General features: G+C 73.4%; 18 protein-coding genes. 9 read left to right on the top strand and 9 right to left on the bottom strand.

Annotated elements, in window-relative coordinates; translation table 11 throughout:
* The first annotated feature begins 107 nt into the window (after positions 1-107).
* From BUS84_RS18280 to BUS84_RS18270, 3 genes are all read left to right on the top strand, one after another.
* Positions 108-1,160 (top strand): fatty acid desaturase family protein, encoded by a 1,053-nt coding sequence (locus BUS84_RS18280; RefSeq protein ID WP_074314136.1) that lies wholly within the window; start codon positions 108-110, stop codon positions 1,158-1,160.
* A 142-nt stretch (positions 1,161-1,302) separates the two neighbouring features.
* Positions 1,303-1,596: a 4a-hydroxytetrahydrobiopterin dehydratase gene (locus BUS84_RS18275; RefSeq protein WP_074314134.1), complete on the top strand. Its 294-nt coding sequence runs from the start codon at positions 1,303-1,305 to the stop codon at positions 1,594-1,596.
* The gene (locus tag BUS84_RS18270; protein WP_074314132.1) at positions 1,593-2,744 is read left to right on the top strand and encodes an FHA domain-containing protein; all 1,152 of its coding nucleotides are present in this window, start codon (positions 1,593-1,595) and stop codon (positions 2,742-2,744) included. Before BUS84_RS18275 ends, BUS84_RS18270 begins: the two co-directional genes overlap by 4 nt.
* A gap of 148 nt (positions 2,745-2,892) precedes the next feature.
* On the opposite strand, the gene rocD is transcribed toward BUS84_RS18270, so the two are convergent.
* The 3 genes from rocD to BUS84_RS18255 form a co-directional block, all read right to left on the bottom strand.
* Positions 2,893-4,107: an ornithine--oxo-acid transaminase gene (rocD, locus tag BUS84_RS18265; RefSeq protein ID WP_208869868.1), complete on the bottom strand. Its 1,215-nt coding sequence runs from the start codon at positions 4,105-4,107 to the stop codon at positions 2,893-2,895.
* Positions 4,107-4,922: a dimethylargininase gene (gene ddaH / locus BUS84_RS18260; protein WP_208869866.1), complete on the bottom strand. Its 816-nt coding sequence runs from the start codon at positions 4,920-4,922 to the stop codon at positions 4,107-4,109. The genes rocD and ddaH overlap by 1 nt, the downstream gene beginning before the upstream one ends.
* Positions 4,923-5,271: 349 nt before the next feature.
* Positions 5,272-6,063 carry a DMT family transporter gene (locus BUS84_RS18255; RefSeq protein ID WP_244298635.1) on the bottom strand — a complete coding sequence of 264 codons (792 nt, stop codon included), beginning with the start codon at positions 6,061-6,063 and terminating at the stop codon, positions 5,272-5,274.
* A 132-nt stretch (positions 6,064-6,195) separates the two neighbouring features.
* On the opposite strand from BUS84_RS18255, the gene BUS84_RS18250 reads away from it, so the two are divergent.
* Positions 6,196-7,005 (top strand): Fpg/Nei family DNA glycosylase, encoded by an 810-nt coding sequence (locus BUS84_RS18250; RefSeq protein WP_074314126.1) that lies wholly within the window; start codon positions 6,196-6,198, stop codon positions 7,003-7,005.
* 99 nt (positions 7,006-7,104) lie between these two features.
* On the opposite strand, the gene BUS84_RS18245 is transcribed toward BUS84_RS18250, so the two are convergent.
* Positions 7,105-7,971 carry an aminoglycoside phosphotransferase family protein gene (locus BUS84_RS18245; protein ID WP_084757800.1) on the bottom strand — a complete coding sequence of 289 codons (867 nt, stop codon included), beginning with the start codon at positions 7,969-7,971 and terminating at the stop codon, positions 7,105-7,107.
* A 176-nt stretch (positions 7,972-8,147) separates the two neighbouring features.
* Here BUS84_RS18245 and BUS84_RS18240 point away from each other — a divergent pair, with 176 nt between their 5' ends.
* Positions 8,148-9,413 carry an AGE family epimerase/isomerase gene (locus BUS84_RS18240; RefSeq protein WP_084757516.1) on the top strand — a complete coding sequence of 422 codons (1,266 nt, stop codon included), beginning with the start codon at positions 8,148-8,150 and terminating at the stop codon, positions 9,411-9,413.
* Entirely contained in the window at positions 9,410-10,363 is a 954-nt protein-coding gene (locus BUS84_RS18235) for a carbohydrate kinase family protein (RefSeq protein WP_074314122.1), read from the top strand. Before BUS84_RS18240 ends, BUS84_RS18235 begins: the two co-directional genes overlap by 4 nt.
* A 45-nt stretch (positions 10,364-10,408) precedes the next feature.
* Here BUS84_RS18235 and BUS84_RS18230 read toward each other — a convergent pair whose 3' ends face one another.
* The 3 genes from BUS84_RS18230 to BUS84_RS18220 are packed head-to-tail and all read right to left on the bottom strand — an operon-like array spanning position 10,409 to position 14,001.
* Positions 10,409-11,434: a LacI family DNA-binding transcriptional regulator gene (locus tag BUS84_RS18230; protein WP_074318911.1), complete on the bottom strand. Its 1,026-nt coding sequence runs from the start codon at positions 11,432-11,434 to the stop codon at positions 10,409-10,411.
* A 27-nt stretch (positions 11,435-11,461) separates the two neighbouring features.
* Positions 11,462-12,841 (bottom strand): FAD-dependent oxidoreductase, encoded by a 1,380-nt coding sequence (locus tag BUS84_RS18225; protein ID WP_074314120.1) that lies wholly within the window; start codon positions 12,839-12,841, stop codon positions 11,462-11,464.
* A 23-nt stretch (positions 12,842-12,864) separates the two neighbouring features.
* A complete protein-coding gene (locus BUS84_RS18220; protein ID WP_244298634.1) occupies positions 12,865-14,001 on the bottom strand; it encodes a carboxylate-amine ligase in 1,137 nt (378 codons plus the stop codon).
* Positions 14,002-14,233: 232 nt separating this feature from the next.
* Between BUS84_RS18220 and BUS84_RS18215 the strand changes: the two genes are divergently transcribed.
* From BUS84_RS18215 to BUS84_RS18205, 3 genes are all read left to right on the top strand, one after another.
* On the top strand, positions 14,234-14,527 hold the full coding sequence (locus BUS84_RS18215) for a DUF6412 domain-containing protein (protein WP_244298633.1): 294 nt from the start codon (positions 14,234-14,236) through the stop codon (positions 14,525-14,527).
* Positions 14,528-14,626: 99 nt separating this feature from the next.
* Positions 14,627-15,382 (top strand): YidC/Oxa1 family membrane protein insertase, encoded by a 756-nt coding sequence (locus BUS84_RS18210; protein WP_074314116.1) that lies wholly within the window; start codon positions 14,627-14,629, stop codon positions 15,380-15,382.
* A 71-nt stretch (positions 15,383-15,453) separates the two neighbouring features.
* A complete protein-coding gene (locus BUS84_RS18205) occupies positions 15,454-16,866 on the top strand; it encodes a carbohydrate-binding protein (protein ID WP_074314114.1) in 1,413 nt (470 codons plus the stop codon).
* Positions 16,867-16,956: 90 nt separating this feature from the next.
* On the opposite strand, the gene BUS84_RS18200 is transcribed toward BUS84_RS18205, so the two are convergent.
* Both BUS84_RS18200 and BUS84_RS18195 read right to left on the bottom strand, forming a co-directional pair.
* The gene (locus tag BUS84_RS18200; protein WP_074314112.1) at positions 16,957-17,628 is read right to left on the bottom strand and encodes a DedA family protein; all 672 of its coding nucleotides are present in this window, start codon (positions 17,626-17,628) and stop codon (positions 16,957-16,959) included.
* 97 nt (positions 17,629-17,725) lie between these two features.
* Positions 17,726-18,340 carry a DUF1349 domain-containing protein gene (locus BUS84_RS18195; RefSeq protein ID WP_074318909.1) on the bottom strand — a complete coding sequence of 205 codons (615 nt, stop codon included), beginning with the start codon at positions 18,338-18,340 and terminating at the stop codon, positions 17,726-17,728.
* Positions 18,341-18,429 lie beyond the last annotated feature (89 nt).

The raw sequence follows: 18,429 nt of genomic DNA, 5'->3' as shown, positions 1-18,429 counted from the left end.
CCCCCATTCGGGGGTTGTCAGGGTTACTCAAAGCAACCCATACCGGGAGACTTGCCAGTGAGCCCGGGCCACCCCGGTACGGGCGTGAGCGGGAACGGGAGCAGCCCATGGCGCTCGGAGCGGTGGCAGAACCGCCGGTACGACGGCGAGGCAGTGACTACGCACAGCTGTCCCGGCGGATCAGCCAGGCGGGTCTGCTGGAGCGGCGTCCCGGCTGGTACGTCGCCCGCATCCTGCTCACCCTCGGTGCCTTCGTGGCCGGCTGGGTCGCCGTGTTCCTCGTCGGTGACTCCTGGTGGCAGCTGCCGCTCGCGGCCGTGATGGCGGTGGCCACGACCCAGGTCGCGTTCCTCGGTCACGACGCCGGGCACCGCCAGATGTTCCGTCGACGCGGTCCCAGCGAGCTGGTGGGGCTGTTCGCCGGCAACGTGGCGGTGGGGATCAGCTACGGCTGGTGGGTCGACAAGCACAACCGGCACCACGCCAACCCGAACCACGAGGATGAGGACCCGGACGTCGGCGCGGGGGCCCTGGTGTGGACGCCGGAGCAGGCGCTGGAGACCCGCGGGTTCGGCCGCTGGATGGCCAAGCGGCAGGCATACTTCTTCTTCCCGATGCTGCTGCTCGAAGGGCTGAGCCTGCACGTGGCGAGCATCCGCGCGATCGTCGGCCGGGGACCGGACGGCCGGTACACCACCCCGATGCGGCACCGGGCGGTCGAGGCGGGCCTGCTCCTCGCGCACACCGCCGGTTACGTCGCGCTGCTGCTGGCGGTCATGTCGCCGGGAAAGGCGCTACTCTTCGCCGCCGTGCACCAGGCGCTGTGGGGCCTCTACATGGGCTGCGCGTTCGCGCCGAACCACAAGGGCATGCCGATGCCGACCGCTGAGGACGAGCTGGACTTCCTGCGCAAGCAGGTGCTGACCTCCCGCAACGTGCGGGGCAGCCGGTTGGTGGACACCGCGCTCGGTGGGCTCAACTACCAGATCGAGCACCACCTGTTCCCGAACATGCCCCGGGCCAACCTGCGCCGGGCACAGCCGATCGTCCGCGCCTACTGCGTCGAGCAGGGCATCCCGTACGCCGAGACCGGGCTGGTCGAGTCGTACCGGCAGGCCCTCGGCCACCTGCACGAGGTGGGGCAGCCGCTGCGCGGCTGAGCACTGGGGCCGCGGCGCGGCTGAGCACGTACGTGGCGGGGGCGGTGCCGTAGGGCACCGCCCCCGTTTCGCCGTGCCCGGGCCGGCCGACACCCCGCCACCGCTGGTCGCTGCCGCTCGCCGCTCCCGGTAGGGTCGCCGCATGGCAGACCTGCTCACCGCGGAAGCGGTGCGAGACGACCTGGGCGGGCTGACGGGCTGGTCGGGCGACGGCACCGGGATCACCCGCACGGTGGAGCTGCCCAGCTTCCCGGCGGCCATCGCGGTGGTCGACCGGGTGGCCGGAGCGGCCGAGGAACTGGACCACCACCCCGACATCGACATTCGCTGGCGCACGCTGACCTTCCGCTGCGTCACCCACTCGGCCGGCGGGGTCACCCACCGCGACATCGACCTCGCCCGCCGGATCGACGAGATCATCCGGAGTGCCCGATGAGGTTCGAGATCAGCAAGGTGCTGGACGCCATCGAGGGCCGGGTCTGCACGGACCCGTCGCTGGCCCGTGCGGTCCTCGACCTGGCCGAAGTGATCCGCTACCAGGACCTCGACGGCGGCCGGCCGGCCAGCCTGCTGCGGCTCGGCATGGTCATCGACGCGCTCTCCCGTGAGCTCGAGGAGGACAGCGTCCAGGTGTACGCGGTGGTGCACCGGGCACTGCTCTCCGACGCCGACCTCACCTCCAACGAGCGGATGGTGGTCCGCCGCTGGGCCGACGACGGGCTCGTCGAGGTGCTCGACAACCCGGGCGACCGGATGCTGGAGGTCGCCGACCTGCTCGGGCTGCCGGTGCTCAGCCGGGTCCGCTTCGACGGGCTGCGCGGGCGGTTCCCGTGGCTGGTCGAGCAGCCCGGTCGGTTGCTCGCCCCGGTGCCCGGCGCCGGCGGACCGGCGTTCATCGCACACGTCGGCGGCGGGCACTCGCCGGTAACCGGCACCCGCTCGCCGACCGGGGCGAAGCTGCTGGCCCGCCAGTGGCGCTGCCCCGAGCCAGGCTGCGCGCTCTTCGGTGGCGGTGGTGGAGGCGGCGCGTTCGCCGACCTTGCCCGGGTGGAGCGCAGCCCGGCCGGGCAGCCGCCGCCCGCGCTGCGCGGTGGCGTACCGACCTGCCCCCGGCACGGCGTACGGCTCGGCGACGGCGGCCCCCGGCCGCGTACGGAGGTGCTCGCGGTACGCGTCGGTGGTCTGGTCCGGCGGCGGTTCGTGCTCAGCGAGGAGCAGCCGGTGGTCGCCGGCCGGGCCCCGGAGCAGGACGGCGGGATCATGCTCGGGCAGTGGCTCAACGACGAGGCCCGACGGTGGATCAGCCGTGGCCACGTCCGCTTCGAGCTGCGGGTCGGCGAGGTCATCGTGACCGACGTCAGCACCAACGGCTCCGGCATCCGACCGGCAGGCTCGATGGCCGAGGCGGCCCGCGTCGCCCTGGCCCCGCAGCAGTCCCGCGTGCTGGGTGAGGGCGACATGGTGGAGCTCTACCCCGGGGTGCAGATCGGCCGGGCCGAGGAACTGCCCACCGGCGCCCCCTTCACCCCCACCTCAGTGATGGCCGAAGCCCCCACCATGGCGATGCGCCTACCCCGCGCCTAACCCCCCGCGCGCGCCCCGCGCCCGCGCCGCGCCCGCCCCCCGCCTTGTCGATCTAGGGCATATCGTCGCTGATTGATCTACAACCGCGACGATATGCCCTAGATCAACGGGGGCAGGGGGTAGGGGACGGGGACGGGGGCGGGGTGGTTTAGGCGGTGAGTACGGCTGCGAGTTGGGCCACCGCGAGGTCGATCTCCTCTTCGGTGATCACCAGCGGCGGGGCGAGACGGATGGTGGAGCCGTGGGTGTCCTTGGCGAGCACGCCGCGCTCGGCGAGCCGCTCACACGCCTCCCGCCCGCTCATCAGCGCCGGGTCGATGTCCAGACCGGCCCAGAGACCGCGGACGCGTACCGCGACGAGGCCCTTGCCGACCAGCCCCTCCAGGCCGGCCCGCAGCCGCTCGCCCAGCTCGGCCGAGCGGCGCTGGAACTCGCCGGTGGCCAGCAGCCGGACCACTTCGATCGCCACCGCGCAGGCCAGCGGGTTGCCACCGAAGGTGGAGCCGTGCTGGCCGGGCTTGAGCACGCCGAGCACGTCGGCGTTCGCGGCCACCGCGGAGACCGGCACGATGCCGCCGCCGAGCGCCTTGCCCAGCAGGTACATGTCCGGTACGACGCCCTCGTGGTCACAGGCGAAGGTCGCACCGGTACGCCCCAGGCCGGACTGGATCTCGTCGGCGATGAAGAGCACGTTGCGCTCGGTGCACACCTGGCGCACACCCGGCAGGTAGCCCTCCGGCGGCACCACCACGCCCTGCTCGCCCTGGATCGGCTCCAGCAGCACGGCCACGGTGTTCTCGTCGATCGCGGCGGCCAGCGCCTCCAGATCGCCGTACGGGACCACGGTGAAGCCCGGGGTGTACGGCCCGAAGTCGGCGCGGGCGTCCTCGTCGGTGGAGAAGCTCACGATGGTGGTGGTCCGGCCGTGGAAGTTGCCCTCGGCCACCACGATGTTGGCCTGGTCGGCGGCCACGCCCTTGACCTGGTAGCCCCACTTGCGGGCCACCTTGATCCCGGTCTCGACCGCCTCGGCGCCGGTGTTCATCGGCAGCACCAGGTCCTTGCCGCACAGCTCGGCCAGCTCCCGACAGAAGTCGGCGAACTGGTCGTGGATGAACGCCCGGCTGGTCAGCGTCAGCCGGTCCAGCTGCGCGTGCGCGGCGGCGATCAGCTGCGGGTGCCGGTGGCCGAAGTTGAGCGCGGAGTAGCCGGCCAGGCAGTCCAGGTAGCGCCGGCCGTCCACGTCGGTGAGCCAGGAGCCCTCCGCCGACGAGATCACTACCGGCAGCGGGTGGTAGTTGTGCGCCGTCCAGCGCTCGGCGTCCCGGACCGCTCCCGGCGTCCGCAGGATGTCATCCACGATCACTTGCTTGCCTTTCCCTGACGGAGTCGCAGCGTGCAACACTTCGGTCCGCCGCCGGCCTTACGCAGCTCGGACAGGTCGACACCGATGGTCTCGTAGCCCCGGTCGCGCAGCTTGGCGGCCAGGTCGGTGGCCTGCGCGGGCAGCACCACGTGCCGCCCGTCGCTGACCGCGTTCAGTCCCAGCACCTCGGCGTCGGCCATGGTGGCGTGCACGGCGTCGGGGAAGAGCCGGCGCAGCACGGCCTGGCTGCCGGGGGAGAACGCCTCGGGCAGGTACGCCACGGTCCGCTCGTCGAGCACGGTCAGCGCGGTGTCCAGGTGGTAGAAGCGCGGGTCGACCAGCTGCATGGTGATCACCGGGTAGCCGAAGACCTCCTGCAACTGGGTGTGCGAGGCGTGCGCGGTGCGGAAGCCGGTGCCGGCCAGCAGGTGGTCGCCGGCCAGCAGGACGTCACCCTCGCCCTCGTTGACGTGCTTCGGGTCGTACATCTCGAAGCCGGCGGCCTCGAACCAGGCCCGGTAGGCCGGCGCCTCGTCGGCGCGCTGCGGGTCGCGGAACTGCACGGCCATCGCCTTGCCGTCGATCACGGTGCCGCCGTTGGCGGCGAAGACCATGTCGGGCAGGCCGGGCACCGGAGTGATCTCCTCGACGGTGTGGCCCAGGTCGCGGTACGTCTGGCGCAGCTGCTCCCACTGCCGGACGGCCAGCGCGGCGTCGACCGGCGCACTCGGGTCCATCCAGGGGTTGATCGCGTAGTCGACGGCGAAGTACGTCGGCCGGCACATCAACAGGCGCTGGCTGGTGGCGTCCATCGTCATTGTGGTGCTCCCAGGGTCGGGCGCGCCCGGCCACCGTGGCCCACGGGCTGGCGCCGTTGCTCAACGTTATGCGGCGTGAGCGGCAGGAACCACCACCGAGGCTTGCGCAGACCGAACATTCGTTGCGTATGGCCGGTCTGCTGCTGCGATTCGTTGCGTGGGCGGCCGGCCGGGCCCTGGAAACGCCTCGGGGCCCGGCGAACCGGGCCCCGGATGCACTTCAGGGGCGGCGAACCGCCGCCCCTGAAAGGGTGTTGCCCGGCCGGTGAACCACCGGGAGTTCGGGCTGCCGGCGAACCGCCGGCTTTCGCCGGTGCACCACCGGCGAGCGGGACAGTGCCCGCTAGAAACGATCGACAAACTGTGAGTCGAGCCACTCCCGGAAGCGCTGTACCCAGTCGCCGTCGGTGGTCGGCCAGGCGAACTGACCGGTCATCGCCAGCACGCCGAGCACCACCGCGGCCAGTCCGATCAGCACGCCGAACAGCGCGTCGGTCTTGCCGGCGATGTGCCGGCGGCGGGTGGCGATCAGGCCGAGCACCGAGAGCACCGCGCCGAGGGCGCCGAGCCCGATGCCGTACCCGGCCAGGGTGCCGGTCAGCACGAAGAGCGCGCCGACGACCGCGACGATCAGGCCGAGGGTGGCGAGCAGGCTGGCCCGCGGCTTCGGGCCGCGCGTCACCGGCGGCTCCGGCGCGGTCCGGTCGGGGGTCGGGTCGAGAGTCCGGTCGGTCGGGACCCGGTCCGTCGTGTCGGGTCGCCGGGTCGTGCGGTCGGGCTCGGCGTCCCGGTCGGCGATGCGCCCGGGGGTTGACACCGGGGCGGCGCCGACTCGGGGCTCGGTCTCTGCCGGCCGGGCGGTGGCGGCTCGGGCAACCGCCGCCCGCTCGCTCGCCCGCCGCTCGGCCTCGCCGGCCTGCTCGGTGGGCGCGGCGGTGCTTCGGTACGTCGCCTGGTCGGCGTCCCGGTCGGTGACCATCGGGCGGCTGGTGCCGTCGTCCGACCGGTTTCCGGTCACCGTCGTGCCTTCCCGGTCGGTGACCGGGGTGTCGCGACCGTCAATGCGGCCGTCGAGGTTCTCGTCCCGTGTCGGTTCCGGCTCGGGCCGGCGGGACAGCGAAGGAATCCTGACCACAACACACCTCCTGATGAATGCGTGGTGGCCGACGGAACGGGTGGCACCCCACGCGGTACCGCCCCGAAGTACCCAGGTGGGTGTTTCCTGACACCAATTCCGGGTACGGCCGGCTGGCTATCCTTGGCATCCGTGCCAGAGGGACACACGATTCATCGCCTGGCGGCCCGGCATGCCGAGCTGTTCGTCGGGGACAAGCTGCACGCCGCCAGCCCGCAGGGCCGCTTCGCCGAGGGCGCCGCCCGGCTCTCCGGCGCCGTCCTGGAGGACACCGAGGCGTACGGCAAGCACCTGCTGCACCACTACGCCGGCGATTTGACGCTGCACGTGCACCTCGGGCTGTACGGGAAGTTCGCCGACGGGTCGGGGGAGCCGCCGGAGCCGGTCGGCCAGGTACGGCTGCGGTTGGCCAGCGACCGGCACTGGCTCGACCTGCGTGGTCCGACCGCCTGCGAGCTGCTCACCCCGCCCGAGGTGTCCGCGCTGCGGGGCCGCCTCGGGCCGGACCCACTGCGACCGGACGCCGACCCGGAGCGGGCGTACGCCCGGATCTCCCGCAGCCCGACGCCGCTGGCCGCGCTGCTGCTGGACCAGTCGGTGGTGGCCGGCACCGGCCTGATCTTCGTGACCGAGGCGCTGTTCCGGGCCGGGTTGCCGCCGACGCTGCCGGGGCGGCAGCTGACCCGGGCCGGCTGGGACGCGCTCTGGGCCGACCTGGTCGGGCTGATGCGGCTCGCGGCCGAGCACGGCCGGATCGACACCGTGCGCGACGCGCACCTGCCGGAGGCGATGGGTCGTCCGCCCCGAATGGACCGGCACGGCGGCGAGGTGTACGTCTACCGTCGCCCCGGCGCGCCCTGCCACGTCTGCGGCGCCGAGGTCAGCCGCGGCGAGCTGGCCGGCCGCAACCTCTACTGGTGCCGTACCTGCCAGCCCGCCTGATCGGCCCGGTGCCCGCCGCTCCGACGCCCTGTAGAGCTGCCCCGGATGTGGGACAGCTCGACAACCAGATGTGGGGCACCTCGACAGGGCAGCGGTCGGTCACTGCTCGTCGAGGAGCCACCGGACCACCTCGACGTGGTGCGCGGAGACCGCGTCGTCGTCGAGGCTCCAGGCCAGCGTGTGGCCGATCGTCCAGCCCCGGACCCGCTCCCGGTCCAGCCCCAGCTCTGCGCTGAGCCGGTCCAGCCGGTGGCGGACGGCGGCCGGGGAGTGGCCCAGCTCCCGCCCGCGCACCATCGGCACCACCGAGAACTCACGCTCGCCGGTGAGCGGCTTCGGGTCGATCACCAGCCATGGTTCCCGTTCGGCGGAGAGCACGTTGCCGGCGTGCAGGTCCTGGTTGACCAGCACCTGCTCGCCCTGGCTCGACGCCAGCCCGGCGAGCAGGGCGAGCGCCGCGTCGAGCAGTCGCCGCTCGTACGGCCGGCCGGCCCGTTCCCAGTTGCGGGGCATCCGGTCGATCCAGCCGGCGGCCTCCTTGGCCAGTGGGGTGAACGGGGTGCCGGCCGGCCGCCAGAGCCGGGGGAGCAGCCCGGTCAGCACGTCCAGCGCCCGGTCGGCGGGCAGTTCGCGCAGGGGGCTGCCGGGCTGGCAGCGCTCCAGCAGCAGTGCGCGGCGCTGCGGATCGTGCGCGAGCAGCCGGATCGCCCCGTCGCCGTCCCACCGGGCCAGGGCGTCGGCCTCGTGCCGGCTCTCCGTGTCGGGGTACTGGAGCTTGAGCACCGCCGCCATGCCGTCGGGCATTTCGGCGGGGAGCGCCAGGGAGGCGAAGGCGTACCCGAAGGGCTGCCCGAGCCGCAGCGACCACCGCTCGGCGCACTCCGCCAGCCGGTCGGGGAGCGTGGCCAGCCAGGCCTGGCCGTCCGGCGACCGCCGTAGCCAGACGAGCCCCTCGGGCAGTTCCATCCGGTCATCCTGGATCATCGGTTGGCGGTGTGACAAAGCAGAATTGACAGTCGGCGGGCCGCCAGAGCAGGGTGGAAATGAGACAACGATGTCAACGGGCAAATGGGAGTAATCTCAGCTATCTGCCCACGATTCTGGCCATATTTCCTTCCCTTACTCGACGGTGACCAGCTGAGATGACCGACGTGCCCCGATCCGCAGCCGAACCAACTCCTGCTCCGGCAGCATCACCCGACCTGCCCGACCTTGATCCGTTCCTCGCCGACCAGACCCACACGCTGCTCGACACGGCGCGGCGCGCGGTCCGGCCCGAGGGCGGCTTCTGGTGGCTGACCGACGACCGCACCCCGGACCGCAGCGAGCCGCTGCACACCTGGATCACCTGCCGGATGACCCACGTGTCCGCCCTCGCCTACCGCAACGGCGATCCGGAGGCGGCCGCTCTGGTCGACCACGGCGTCGCCGCGCTCAGCACACTGCTGCGCGACGACCGGTACGGCGGCTGGTTCGGCGCCGTCGACCAGCAGGGCACGCCGACCAACCAGCGCAAGGCCGGGTACGACCACGCGTTCGTGCTGCTCGCCGCGTCCGGGGCGGCGCGCGCCGGGCGGCCCGGCGCGGACCGGCTCCTCGACGACGCGTTGGCCGTGGTGCGCGACCGGTTCTGGGACGCCGAGGCCGGAGCGGTCCGCGAATCCTGGAACCGGGACTGGACGATCACCGAGGACTACCGCGGCGCGAACAGCAGCATGCACATGGTCGAGGCGTTCCTCGCCGCTGCCGCCGCCACCGGCGACGCGAGCTGGACCGACCGGGCCCTGCGGATCGGCACACACCTCGTGCACGGGGAGGGTGCCCGGCACGACTGGCGGCTGCCCGAGCACTTCACCGCCGACTGGGCGCCGCTCCCCGACTACAACCGGGAGCGGCCCGCCGACCCGTTCCGGCCGTACGGCTCGACGATCGGGCACTGGCTGGAGTGGGCCCGGCTGCTGCTGGAACTGGAGGCGGTCCTTGTGCAGCCGCCGCGCTGGCTGCTCGCCGACGCCCGCGCCCTGTTCGCCGCCGCCGTACGACGGGGCTGGGCGGTGGATGGCGCCGACGGCTTCGTCTACACCATCGACTGGGACGACCGGCCCGTCGTCCGCTCCCGGATGCACTGGGTGCTGGCCGAGGCGATCGGGGCTGCGGTCACCCTGCACCGGCGCACCGGGGACGCGGTATACGCCGACTGGTACCGGGTGTTCTGGGCGTACGCGCGCCGCCACCTGATCGACGACGCCGGGTGGCGGCACGAGCTGGACCCGCAGAACCGGCCCGCCGGCACGGTCTGGCACGGCCGGCCGGACGTCTACCACGCGTACCAGGCCGTGCTGCTGTCCCGCTCGGCCGACGCGCTCGGCGGCCCCGGCCCGCTCTCCCCGGGCGAGGTGCCCGCGTGATCGTGGTGGCGGGTGAGGCGTTGATCGACCTGGTGGTCTCCGGCGAGGGGCAGCGGGCGGTGCCGGGCGGCTCGCCGGCCAACGTGGCGGTCACGCTGGCCCGGCTCGACCAGCCGGTGCGGCTGCTGGCACGGCTCGGCACCGACGGGTACGGCCGGCAACTCGCCGAGCACCTGAGTGCCAACCAGGTGGACCTGGACTGGGCGGTCCGCGCCGAGCAGCCGACCTCGGTGGCGGTGGCCACTCTGGACGCCAGCGGTAAGGCCAGCTACGAGTTCCGGCTGGCCGGCACGGCGGACTGGCAGTGGACGCCGCAGGAGTTGCCCGAGCTGACCGGGTCGTCGGCGACCGCCCTGCACACCGGGTCACTCGCGCTCGCGCTGGCTCCCGGCGCGCAGGTCCTGGAGGATCTGCTGGCCCGCGAACGCCGCCGGGACGGGCTCACCGTCTCGATCGACCTCAACCTGCGCCCGAGCATCGTCACGGACCGGGCGGGGGAGCAGGCGAGGGTGCGGCGTCAGGTGCGCCTCGCGCACCTGGTCAAGGCCAGCGACGAGGACCTGGCCTGGCTCTATCCGGGCCGGGCGGTGCCCGACGTGATGGCCGAGTGGCGCGAGGCCGGGGTGTGCTGCGCGGTGGTGACCCGGGGCGCGGACGGGGCCTTGCTGCTCGCCCCGGACGGATCGATGCACGAGGAGCCGGCGGTTCCCGTCACGGTGGTCGACACCGTCGGCGCCGGCGACGCGTTCACCGGCGGCCTGCTGGCCGCGCTCGCCGACCTCGACGCGCTCGGTGACCGGCCGGCCGACCGGCTCGCCGCGCTGACCGCCGCGCAGTGGGCCGCGGTGCTCCGGCAGGCCGCCCTGGTGGCCGCGCTGACCTGCGCCCGCCGCGGCGCGGACCCGCCCCGCCGGGCCGAGGTGGCGGCGCTGCTCGGCGCCGCGAGCTGAGCCCCGCGCCCGGCCCGACCTCGGTCGGGTCGGCGCAGTCGGCTGTCAGGCGGCCGGCGGCGTCAGGCCCCGGCGCAGCAGCCGGGTGGGGAGCACGGTGGTCGACGGTGGGGAGTCGTCACCGGCGATCCGCCGGAACAGCCGTTCGCTGGCGATCCGGGCCAGCTCCCGGGTGTCGTACCCGACGACGGTGAGCGGCCGGGGCATCAGGTGGGCCAACTCGAAGTCGTCGAAGCCGACCAGCGCGGCGTCGCTGCCCCGCCGGTGCAGCTCCTGCAGCGCGCCGACGGTGAGCCGGTTGTTGCCGCAGAAGAAGGCGGTGGGTGGGTCCGGCAGGTCGAGCAGCGCGGCGACCGCCCACCCGGCCTCCTCGGGCGCGATGAGCCGGTCGCGGACCAGCGACTCGTCGGGCTCGATCCCGGCGGCGGTCAGCGCCGCCCGGGCGCCGGCCAGCCGCTCGCGAATGGTGGGCACGGTCGGCGCGCCGAGCAGGACACCCACCCGGCGGTGCCCCTCGTCGAGCAGAGCCCCGACCCCGGCACGGCTGCCGCCCTGGTTGTCCAGCAGCACCGCGTCCGCGAGCAGGCCCTGCGGCGGCCGGTCCAGGAAGACCACCGGCATGCCCAGCTCGACCTCGCGGCGCAGGAACGAATGGTCGGGGCCGGCCGGCACCACCAGCAGCCCGTCGACCCGGCGCTGGGTGAAATCCTGCAGCAGGGCGCGTTCCCGCTCCGGGTCCTCCTCGGAGGAGGCGGTGATCAGCATGGTCCCGTGCGCGGCGGCGATCTCGGCGGCGACGCTGGCGATGGTGGCGTAGAACGGGTTGGCGATCTCCTCGATGAGCAGCCCGACGGTGGCGTTGAGCTGCCGGGAACGCAGGTTGCGGGCGATGTCGTTGCGCCGGAAGCCCAGCTCGGCGATGGCGGCCAGCACCCGGCCGACCAGCTCCTGACCCACCGGCTCGTCGTTGACCACCCGGGAGACGGTCTTCAGGCTGACCCCGGCGTGCCGGGCCACGTCGACCATGGTCGGGCGTCGTCGCGCGGTCGGCCGGGTCGGGGTCTGCGTCATGGGGTGGTCCTCCACGGGCGGCGCGGGTCAGCGGTCGACGGCGGCGAGCACGTCGACGGCTTTTCGGGCGGCGATCAGCACCGGGTCCCACACCGGCGCGTACGGCGGAGCGTAGCCCAGGTCGAGCGCCGTCATATCGTCCACCGTCATGCCGTTCCACAGCGCCACGGCCAGCGTGTCGATCCGTTTGGCCGCCTCGGACCAGCCGACGATCTGCGCGCCGAGCAGTCGCCCGCTGGGTCGCTCGGCGATCAGTTTGACGGTCATCCGCCGGGCGCTGGGGTAGTAGCCGGCCCGGTTGGTCGACTCGGCGACCACCGAGATGAAGTCGAAGCCGGCCGCGGTGGCGTCCCGCTCGCGCAGGCCGGTCCGGCCCACCTCCAGGTCGCAGACCTTCGTGACGGCCGTGCCGATCACGCCCATGAAGGTGGCGTACCCGCCGCCGATGTTGATCCCGGCCACCCGCCCCTGCTTGTTGGCGTGCGTGCCCAGCGGTATGTGCACCGGCATCCCGCTGACCCGGTGCAGTGTCTCCACGCAGTCGCCAGCCGCCCAGATCCCCGGCATGCCGGGCACCCGCATCTGCCGGTCCACCCGGATCGCCCCGGTCGGCCCGAGCGGCAGCCCGGCCGCCTCGGCGAGCGCGGTGTTCGGGCGTACGCCCAGACCCAGGACCACGACGTCGGTCGGCATCGGCCCCTCGGCGGTGACCACCGCGGACACCCGGCCGTCCCGCTGCTCCAGAGCGGTCACCCGCAGGCCGGTGCGGATCGTGACGCCCAGGCCGCGCATCGCCTCGGCGACCAGCTCGGCCATGTCGCCGTCTACGGTCGCCATGGGCTGGTCGGCCGCCTCTATCAGGGTGACGGAGAGGCCGCGCTCGATCAGGGCCTCGGCCATCTCGACGCCGATGTACCCGCCGCCGACCACCACCGCCCGGCGCGGCTGCGGCTCGCCGTCCAGCCAGTCGCGCAGTGCCGCGCCGTCGTCGAGGGTCTGCATGCCGAACACGCCGCCCGCGTCGGTGTCCGCCCACGGCGGCTTCACCGGCAATGCACCGGCGGCGTACATCAGCTCGTCGAAGCGCTCGCGGACCTCACCGCCCTGTTCCAGGTCTCGGGCGACCACCTCGCGGCGCTCCAGGTCGATGGCGGTCACCTCGTGGCGCATCCGCACGTCGATGGCGAACTCGGTGCGGAACGTCTCCGGGGATCGGGCGATCAACTGCTCGGGGCCGGACACCAGGCCACTGATCCAGTACGGGATGCCGCACGCCGAGTAGGAGGTGAAGTGGCCGCGCTCGAAGACCACGATCTCCAGGTCGTCGCGGCCACGGCGGCGTCGGGCCTGGGACGCCGCCGACATGCCGGCGGCGTCCCCGCCGATGACGATCAGCCGTTGCGCCACGGGACCATCCTGTCACGCGGAGATCAGCCGCGGGTCTGCCGCGCCACGTCCTGCACCACGTCGATGAGCCGTCCGGTGCGCGCGAACACCGCCCGCTGCCGCGCCGCGCCGCTGCCGTGCCGCCGCAGCCCGCCCAGCAGGTCGGTCACCTCGGCCCAGTCACCGTGCTGCTCCAGCGCCGGTCGCATGCGTTCCACGAACCGGTCCAGCAGCTCCCAGGCCGGGCGCAGCTCGCCGGTGGTGACGTCGACGCCCTCACCCTCCAGGCCGTCATGGGCGGCCCGCCAGTGCGCGCCGACCAGCAGGTGGTGATCGGTGGGCAGCGCCGGCCGGCCGGCCTCGACGTCCGACATGGCGGTGGCCACCAGGGCTCGGACCAGCGCGGCGACCAGCACGGCGTCGTCCACCGACGGGCAGACGTCGCCGATCCGCAGCTCCACGGTCGGGTACTTCGCCGACAGCCGGGCGTACCAGTAGAGCATCCCCTCGTCGAGCATCACCCCGCTGGCGATCAACTGGCGGATCAGCCGCTCGTAGTGCTCGTGCGACTCCAGCCAGGGCGTCGGCGCCACCGACGGCCAGCGCTCCCACTCCACCGAGCGCCAGCTGGCGTAGTCGGTGTCCTCGCCGCGGGCGAACGGGGAGTTGGTGGTCACGGCGTGCAGCATCGGCAGCCAGGGCCGGACGTGGTTGAGCACCTGCACGCCGGTCTCCGGGTCGGGGACGCCCACGTGCACGTGCATGCCGTTGTTGCCGGGGCCCGGAACGAGCAGCCGGAACCGTTCGATCATCCGGTCGAAGCGGGGCTTGTCCACCACCGGCGGCACCGGGCCGTCCACCGGCCCGGTGCCGATGGCCAGCAGCCGTACGCCGGCCCGCTCGGCGGCGTCGGAGAGCGCCCGGCGCAGCACGCCGAGGGAGTGCCGGATCGACGAGAGCTCAAGGCCGGGTGGGCTGCCAATCTCGATCTGGCTGGTCTGGAACTCCCGCTCCACCTGCCCGCGCAGCTCCGCCGGCACCTGCTCGAGGACCAGGTCGACAGCGGGTACCGCGGCCCCGGTGTGCGGGTCGGCGAGCAGGAACTCCTCCTCGACACCCACGGTGAGCAATTCGGTCCCCGCGGCCGTCCCGCTGGGCGCCTCCGCCACCTGGCCGGTCATCGACACCACCGTCCGTTCCTGCCGGTCGCGGTCCGTCCGCGTCGGTCGGTCGCCTGGTTACCCACCGTGGCGATGACGGGAAACGTGGCGACGGCGCGTCGGCCCGCGTGTCGGGCGGCACCGCGCGCCGCGCGCCGCGTGTCGGCCGGCGCCGGGATCCGCGCGGTCGGTCCGCGCCCGGGTGGCCACGATTCGATCGGCTGGCGTGACTCCGGGTCCTAGGCTGGAAACCGTGCCGGTACCGCTGGGGCTGTTCGGGGTTGCGTGGATGTCCGCGTTCGCGCAGCTCACCCTGCTCGCGGTGCGCCCGGCTGACCTGCTCGCCGGCGCCGCGTTGACCGCCCTGGTGCTGCTCGCCGTGCTGCTCGCGGCGCGGGTGCCGGGCCGCTCGGGCCTGCCGGGCGTCGCCCGGCGCTGGACCGGGCTGCGGGCCCGCTCCCGTGGTCGGCGGGTGCCCCGGCAGGTCGACCCGGACGCCGCCGGCCGGCCCCGCACCCGCGCACCCGGGCACCCCTCGGCCGCGTAGCGCCACGCCGCCGCGCGGCCGATCCCGCCGTCATCGGTCCTCCCGTCGAGCGGACGCCGCCGGGGGAGGACCCACCGGAATCGGACCGAGGGGTTTCCCATGCTCGCCTTCGCACCACTGCACGGCGTGGTCGGCGCCGCCGGCACCGCGCTGTCCTGGCTCACCGATCTGCTCGAACCGTTGGCCGGCGGCATGGCGACCGCCGCCGCCATCGTGCTGCTCACCATCGCCGTGCGGTTGCTGATCTCGCCGCTCACCGTCGCCCAGGTCCGCGGGGAGCGGCGCCGCGCGGCGCTCGCCCCGCAGGTGCGTGACCTCCAACGGCGGTACGCCGACGACCCGGCGAAGCTCCAGAGCGAGGTGTTCGCGCTGTACCGCTCGGCCGGCGCCAACCCGATCGCCGGCTGCCTGCCGTTGCTGCTCCAGGCACCGTTCCTGCTGGTCCTGTACCGGCTGTTCACCACCAGTGAGGGCGGCACCGGGCTGCTCCAGGAGCGGCTGGCCGGCGTGCCGCTGGGCCACCACCTCGGCGACGGGCTGACCGGGGCCGCCGGTCCGCTCTTCGCCGTGCTGCTGGCCGTGCTGCTGGCGTTGGCCTGGTGGTCGTCGCGGCGGGCCCGCCGGGCGTCGGCTGCGGTCGGCACGGTGGCCGGTACGCCCACCGAGGGGCCGGGTGCGGCGACGCTCGGCCGGCTGCTGCCCCTGCTGCCGTTCACGACGGTGCTGGTGGCGCTGGTGCTGCCGCTCGCGGCGGTCATCTACCTGGTGACCACGACCGCCTGGTCGGCCCTGGAGCAGGTGGTGCTCCGACGGCCGCAGACGGCTCCGGCGAGCACCGACATAGATCGACGTTGACAACTGTTTCGGAGGGACGTACAACTCTGAGAGAGCGCTCTCCCGACCCGTCCCCGCAGAGTGGCACGTCCATGTCACCTCCTCCGGCGGCCACCGCCGCCCCGCCCGTCCGACGCCGCATGCTGGCGTCCGTCCTGCTCGTCGCCACCACCACCGCCCTGGCCGGGATCACCGTGACCGCCCAGGCCGCCGTTCCGCCCCCCGCCCCCGGTTGGAGCACCGTCTGGAGTGACGACTTCACCGGCGCCGCCGGCACCCTGCCGTCGGCCGCCAACTGGATCATCGACACCGGCCACAACTACCCGGGCGGCCCGGCCAACTGGGGCACCGGCGAGATCCAGAACTACACCGCCAGCACCGCCAACGTCAGCCACGACGGCGGTGGCAACCTGCGGATCACGCCGCTGCGCGACGGCGGGGGCGGCTGGACCTCCGCGCGGATCGAGACCGTGCGCAGCGACTTCAAGGCCCCGGCCGGCGGCGTGCTGGCCATCGAGGGCCGGATCCAGATGCCGAACGTCACCGGCGCCGCGGCGGCCGGCTACTGGCCGGCCTTCTGGGCTCTCGGCGCGCCCTACCGGGGTAACTACCAGAACTGGCCGGGCATCGGCGAGTTCGACGTGATGGAGAACGTCAACGGCATCAACTCGGTCTGGGGAGTGCTGCACTGCGGCGTCGCCCCGGGCGGGCCGTGCGACGAGTTCAACGGCATCGGAGCGTCCCGCGCCTGCCCGGGCGCGAGCTGCCAGTCCGCGTTCCACACCTACAGGTTCGAGTGGGACGCCTCCATCAGCCCGCAGCAACTGCGCTGGTACGTCGACGGCCAGCTCTACCACACCGTCACGCAGAGTCGGGTCGGTGAGCCGGCCTGGTCGCAGATGACCTCGCACGCCGGCTATTTCCTGCTGCTCAACGTGGCGATGGGCGGGGCCTTCCCGAACGGGGTGGCCGGCAGTGGCACACCGACCGCGGCGACCGTTCCCGGTCGGCCGATGCTGGTCGACTACGTGGCGGTGTACCGGCGCCGGCGCGGCGGCGGGACCACCCCGCCGCCCACCACCCCGCCGCCCGGCGGCACGAGGGACGCGTACGGGCAGATCCAGGCCGAGTCGTTCAACGGGCAGAACGGGGTGTTCGTCGAGGCGTGCGCCGAGGGTGGACAGAACATCGCCGGGCTGCGCAACGGCGACTGGGCGCGCTACGACAACGTCGAGTTCGGTTCCGCCGGGCCCCGGGACTTCGTGGCCCGGGTGGCCTCCGGTGCCGGGGGCGGGGCGAGTGGGCTGGTCGAGGTGCGGCTGGACAGCCCGACCGCCGCGCCGATCGGCAGCTTCGCGATCGGCAACACCGGCGGCTGGCAGAGCTGGCGCTCGGTGCCCGGCAACGTCGGCGGGGTGACCGGCCGGCACACCGTCTACCTCACCTTCACCAGCGGGCAGCCGAACGACTTCGTCAATGTCAACTGGTTCACCTTCCGCCGCTGAAACGAAAGGAAGGGCCCCCTGTCAACGCCTGCGGTGGAGCAGGGGGCCCTTTCCGACACGTCCGGCCGCCGCCCTGAGCGCAGACGCGGATCAGCGACCGGCGGTCACCGACCGCCGGTCGTCGCGCGCCCGGCGTCGGCGAACCTTGCGGATCACCCAGCTGACCACCATGACGACGAAGACCGCGACGATCCCGTAGTTGAACCAGTCGCTGTACCGCTCGACGTCCTGCCAGCGGCTGCCGAGCGCGTAGCCGGCGCCGACGATGAGGGTGTTCCACACCCCACTGCCGATCGTGGTGAGCAGGATGAACTCACCGAGCGGCATCCGGTTCGCCCCGGCCGGGACGGAGACCAGGCTGCGAACCACGGGCACGACCCGGCCGATCAGCACCGCCCATCGACCGTGCCGCTCGAACCAGCGGTCGGCCTTCTCCAGGTCGTCCCGGTCCACCAGCGGGATGCGGTCCAGCCAGCGCTTGAGCCGCTCCTCGCCCAGCGCCGCGCCGAGCCAGTAGAGCACCAGCGCGCCGACCAGCGAGCCGACCGTCGCGGCCACCACCACGAGCACCACGTTGAACCGGCCCTCGCTGGCGAGGTAGCCGGCCAGCGCCAGCACGATCTCGCTGGGGATGGGCGGGACGATGCTCTCCAGCGCCACCAGCAGCGCCACGCCGACCGGCCCCATGCTGTCGATCACGGTGGCCACCCAACCGGTCAACCCGGTGAACTTGGACGGGTCGACATTCTGGGCGAGCGCCATGGTCGTCCTTCCAGGTCGGCAGCCGGGGATCAGATGGTGATACCCGATGGGCGCTCCGCCACACCTGCCGGTGAGCCGGGCCACGCTGCCGTGCCGGTCAGTGCTCCGGGTGCAACGCGGTGTCGGCCGGCCCCTGCCGCCAGCCGGTGAACACCACGGTGAGGCCGGCGCGGACCGGCGCGCAGCAGAACGGCCCGGCGGTGGCCTCGGCTGCCGGGTCCAGTGGGGCGAGCCGGACGAGCCGCCACGGTTCGTCGTCCACCCGGGCCCGGACGGTCAGCGCGTCGCCGGCCCGGCTGACCCGCACGGTCACCTGCCGGCTTGACCACTCCGGAACCGGCGCCACCGACCAGTCGGAGAACTCCCGGGTCACCACCGCGCCGAGCTGTAGTTCGCCGTCGCTCATTTCGACGCCGGCTTTGGTCCAGGTCCGCTCGTCCACCCGCACCAGCGCACCGGCCTGGTCGAACTGGCCGGTGAGGTCGAGCCGGAAGCTCACCTCCATGGCGCTGCCGACCGGCAGCGGGGCCAGCAGGGCGGGGCCGTTGTCGTGCACGAACCCGTAGCTGGTCCGCCGCCAGAAGTCGCTCTCCGCCGCCGGTTCGACGATCAATTCGCCGCCCGGGCCCTCCTCGGCGCGGACCGGCGGGCACAGCCAGCCGCCCCGGGCCCAGTCCAACGGTTCGCTCGGCGGTACGAGTTCGATCTCCATGACCGGCACGGTACCGGCCGGAAGCGACGTCCGGGCTCCGCCGTTCGTCGGCCGGGTTTGCCGCGGTGATCGAACGGAGAAGTTCATTC

The organism is Micromonospora cremea, from assembly GCF_900143515.1.
GTDB classification, from domain to species: Bacteria; Actinomycetota; Actinomycetes; order Mycobacteriales; family Micromonosporaceae; genus Micromonospora; species Micromonospora cremea.
This window is presented reverse-complemented; position numbering and strand designations above follow the sequence as displayed.

Coding starts and splice junctions, on each gene's coding strand:
- BUS84_RS18280 (WP_074314136.1), top strand. CDS start 108: ATGGCGCTCGGAGCGGTGGCAGAACCGCCGGTACGACGGCGAGGCAGT.
- BUS84_RS18275 (WP_074314134.1), top strand. CDS start 1,303: ATGGCAGACCTGCTCACCGCGGAAGCGGTGCGAGACGACCTGGGCGGG.
- BUS84_RS18270 (WP_074314132.1), top strand. CDS start 1,593: ATGAGGTTCGAGATCAGCAAGGTGCTGGACGCCATCGAGGGCCGGGTC.
- ddaH (WP_208869866.1), bottom strand. CDS start 4,922: ATGGACGCCACCAGCCAGCGCCTGTTGATGTGCCGGCCGACGTACTTC.
- BUS84_RS18245 (WP_084757800.1), bottom strand. CDS start 7,971: ATGGAACTGCCCGAGGGGCTCGTCTGGCTACGGCGGTCGCCGGACGGC.
- BUS84_RS18240 (WP_084757516.1), top strand. CDS start 8,148: ATGACCGACGTGCCCCGATCCGCAGCCGAACCAACTCCTGCTCCGGCA.
- BUS84_RS18230 (WP_074318911.1), bottom strand. CDS start 11,434: ATGACGCAGACCCCGACCCGGCCGACCGCGCGACGACGCCCGACCATG.
- BUS84_RS18220 (WP_244298634.1), bottom strand. CDS start 14,001: ATGACCGGCCAGGTGGCGGAGGCGCCCAGCGGGACGGCCGCGGGGACC.
- BUS84_RS18210 (WP_074314116.1), top strand. CDS start 14,627: ATGCTCGCCTTCGCACCACTGCACGGCGTGGTCGGCGCCGCCGGCACC.
- BUS84_RS18205 (WP_074314114.1), top strand. CDS start 15,454: ATGTCACCTCCTCCGGCGGCCACCGCCGCCCCGCCCGTCCGACGCCGC.
- BUS84_RS18200 (WP_074314112.1), bottom strand. CDS start 17,628: ATGGCGCTCGCCCAGAATGTCGACCCGTCCAAGTTCACCGGGTTGACC.
- BUS84_RS18195 (WP_074318909.1), bottom strand. CDS start 18,340: ATGGAGATCGAACTCGTACCGCCGAGCGAACCGTTGGACTGGGCCCGG.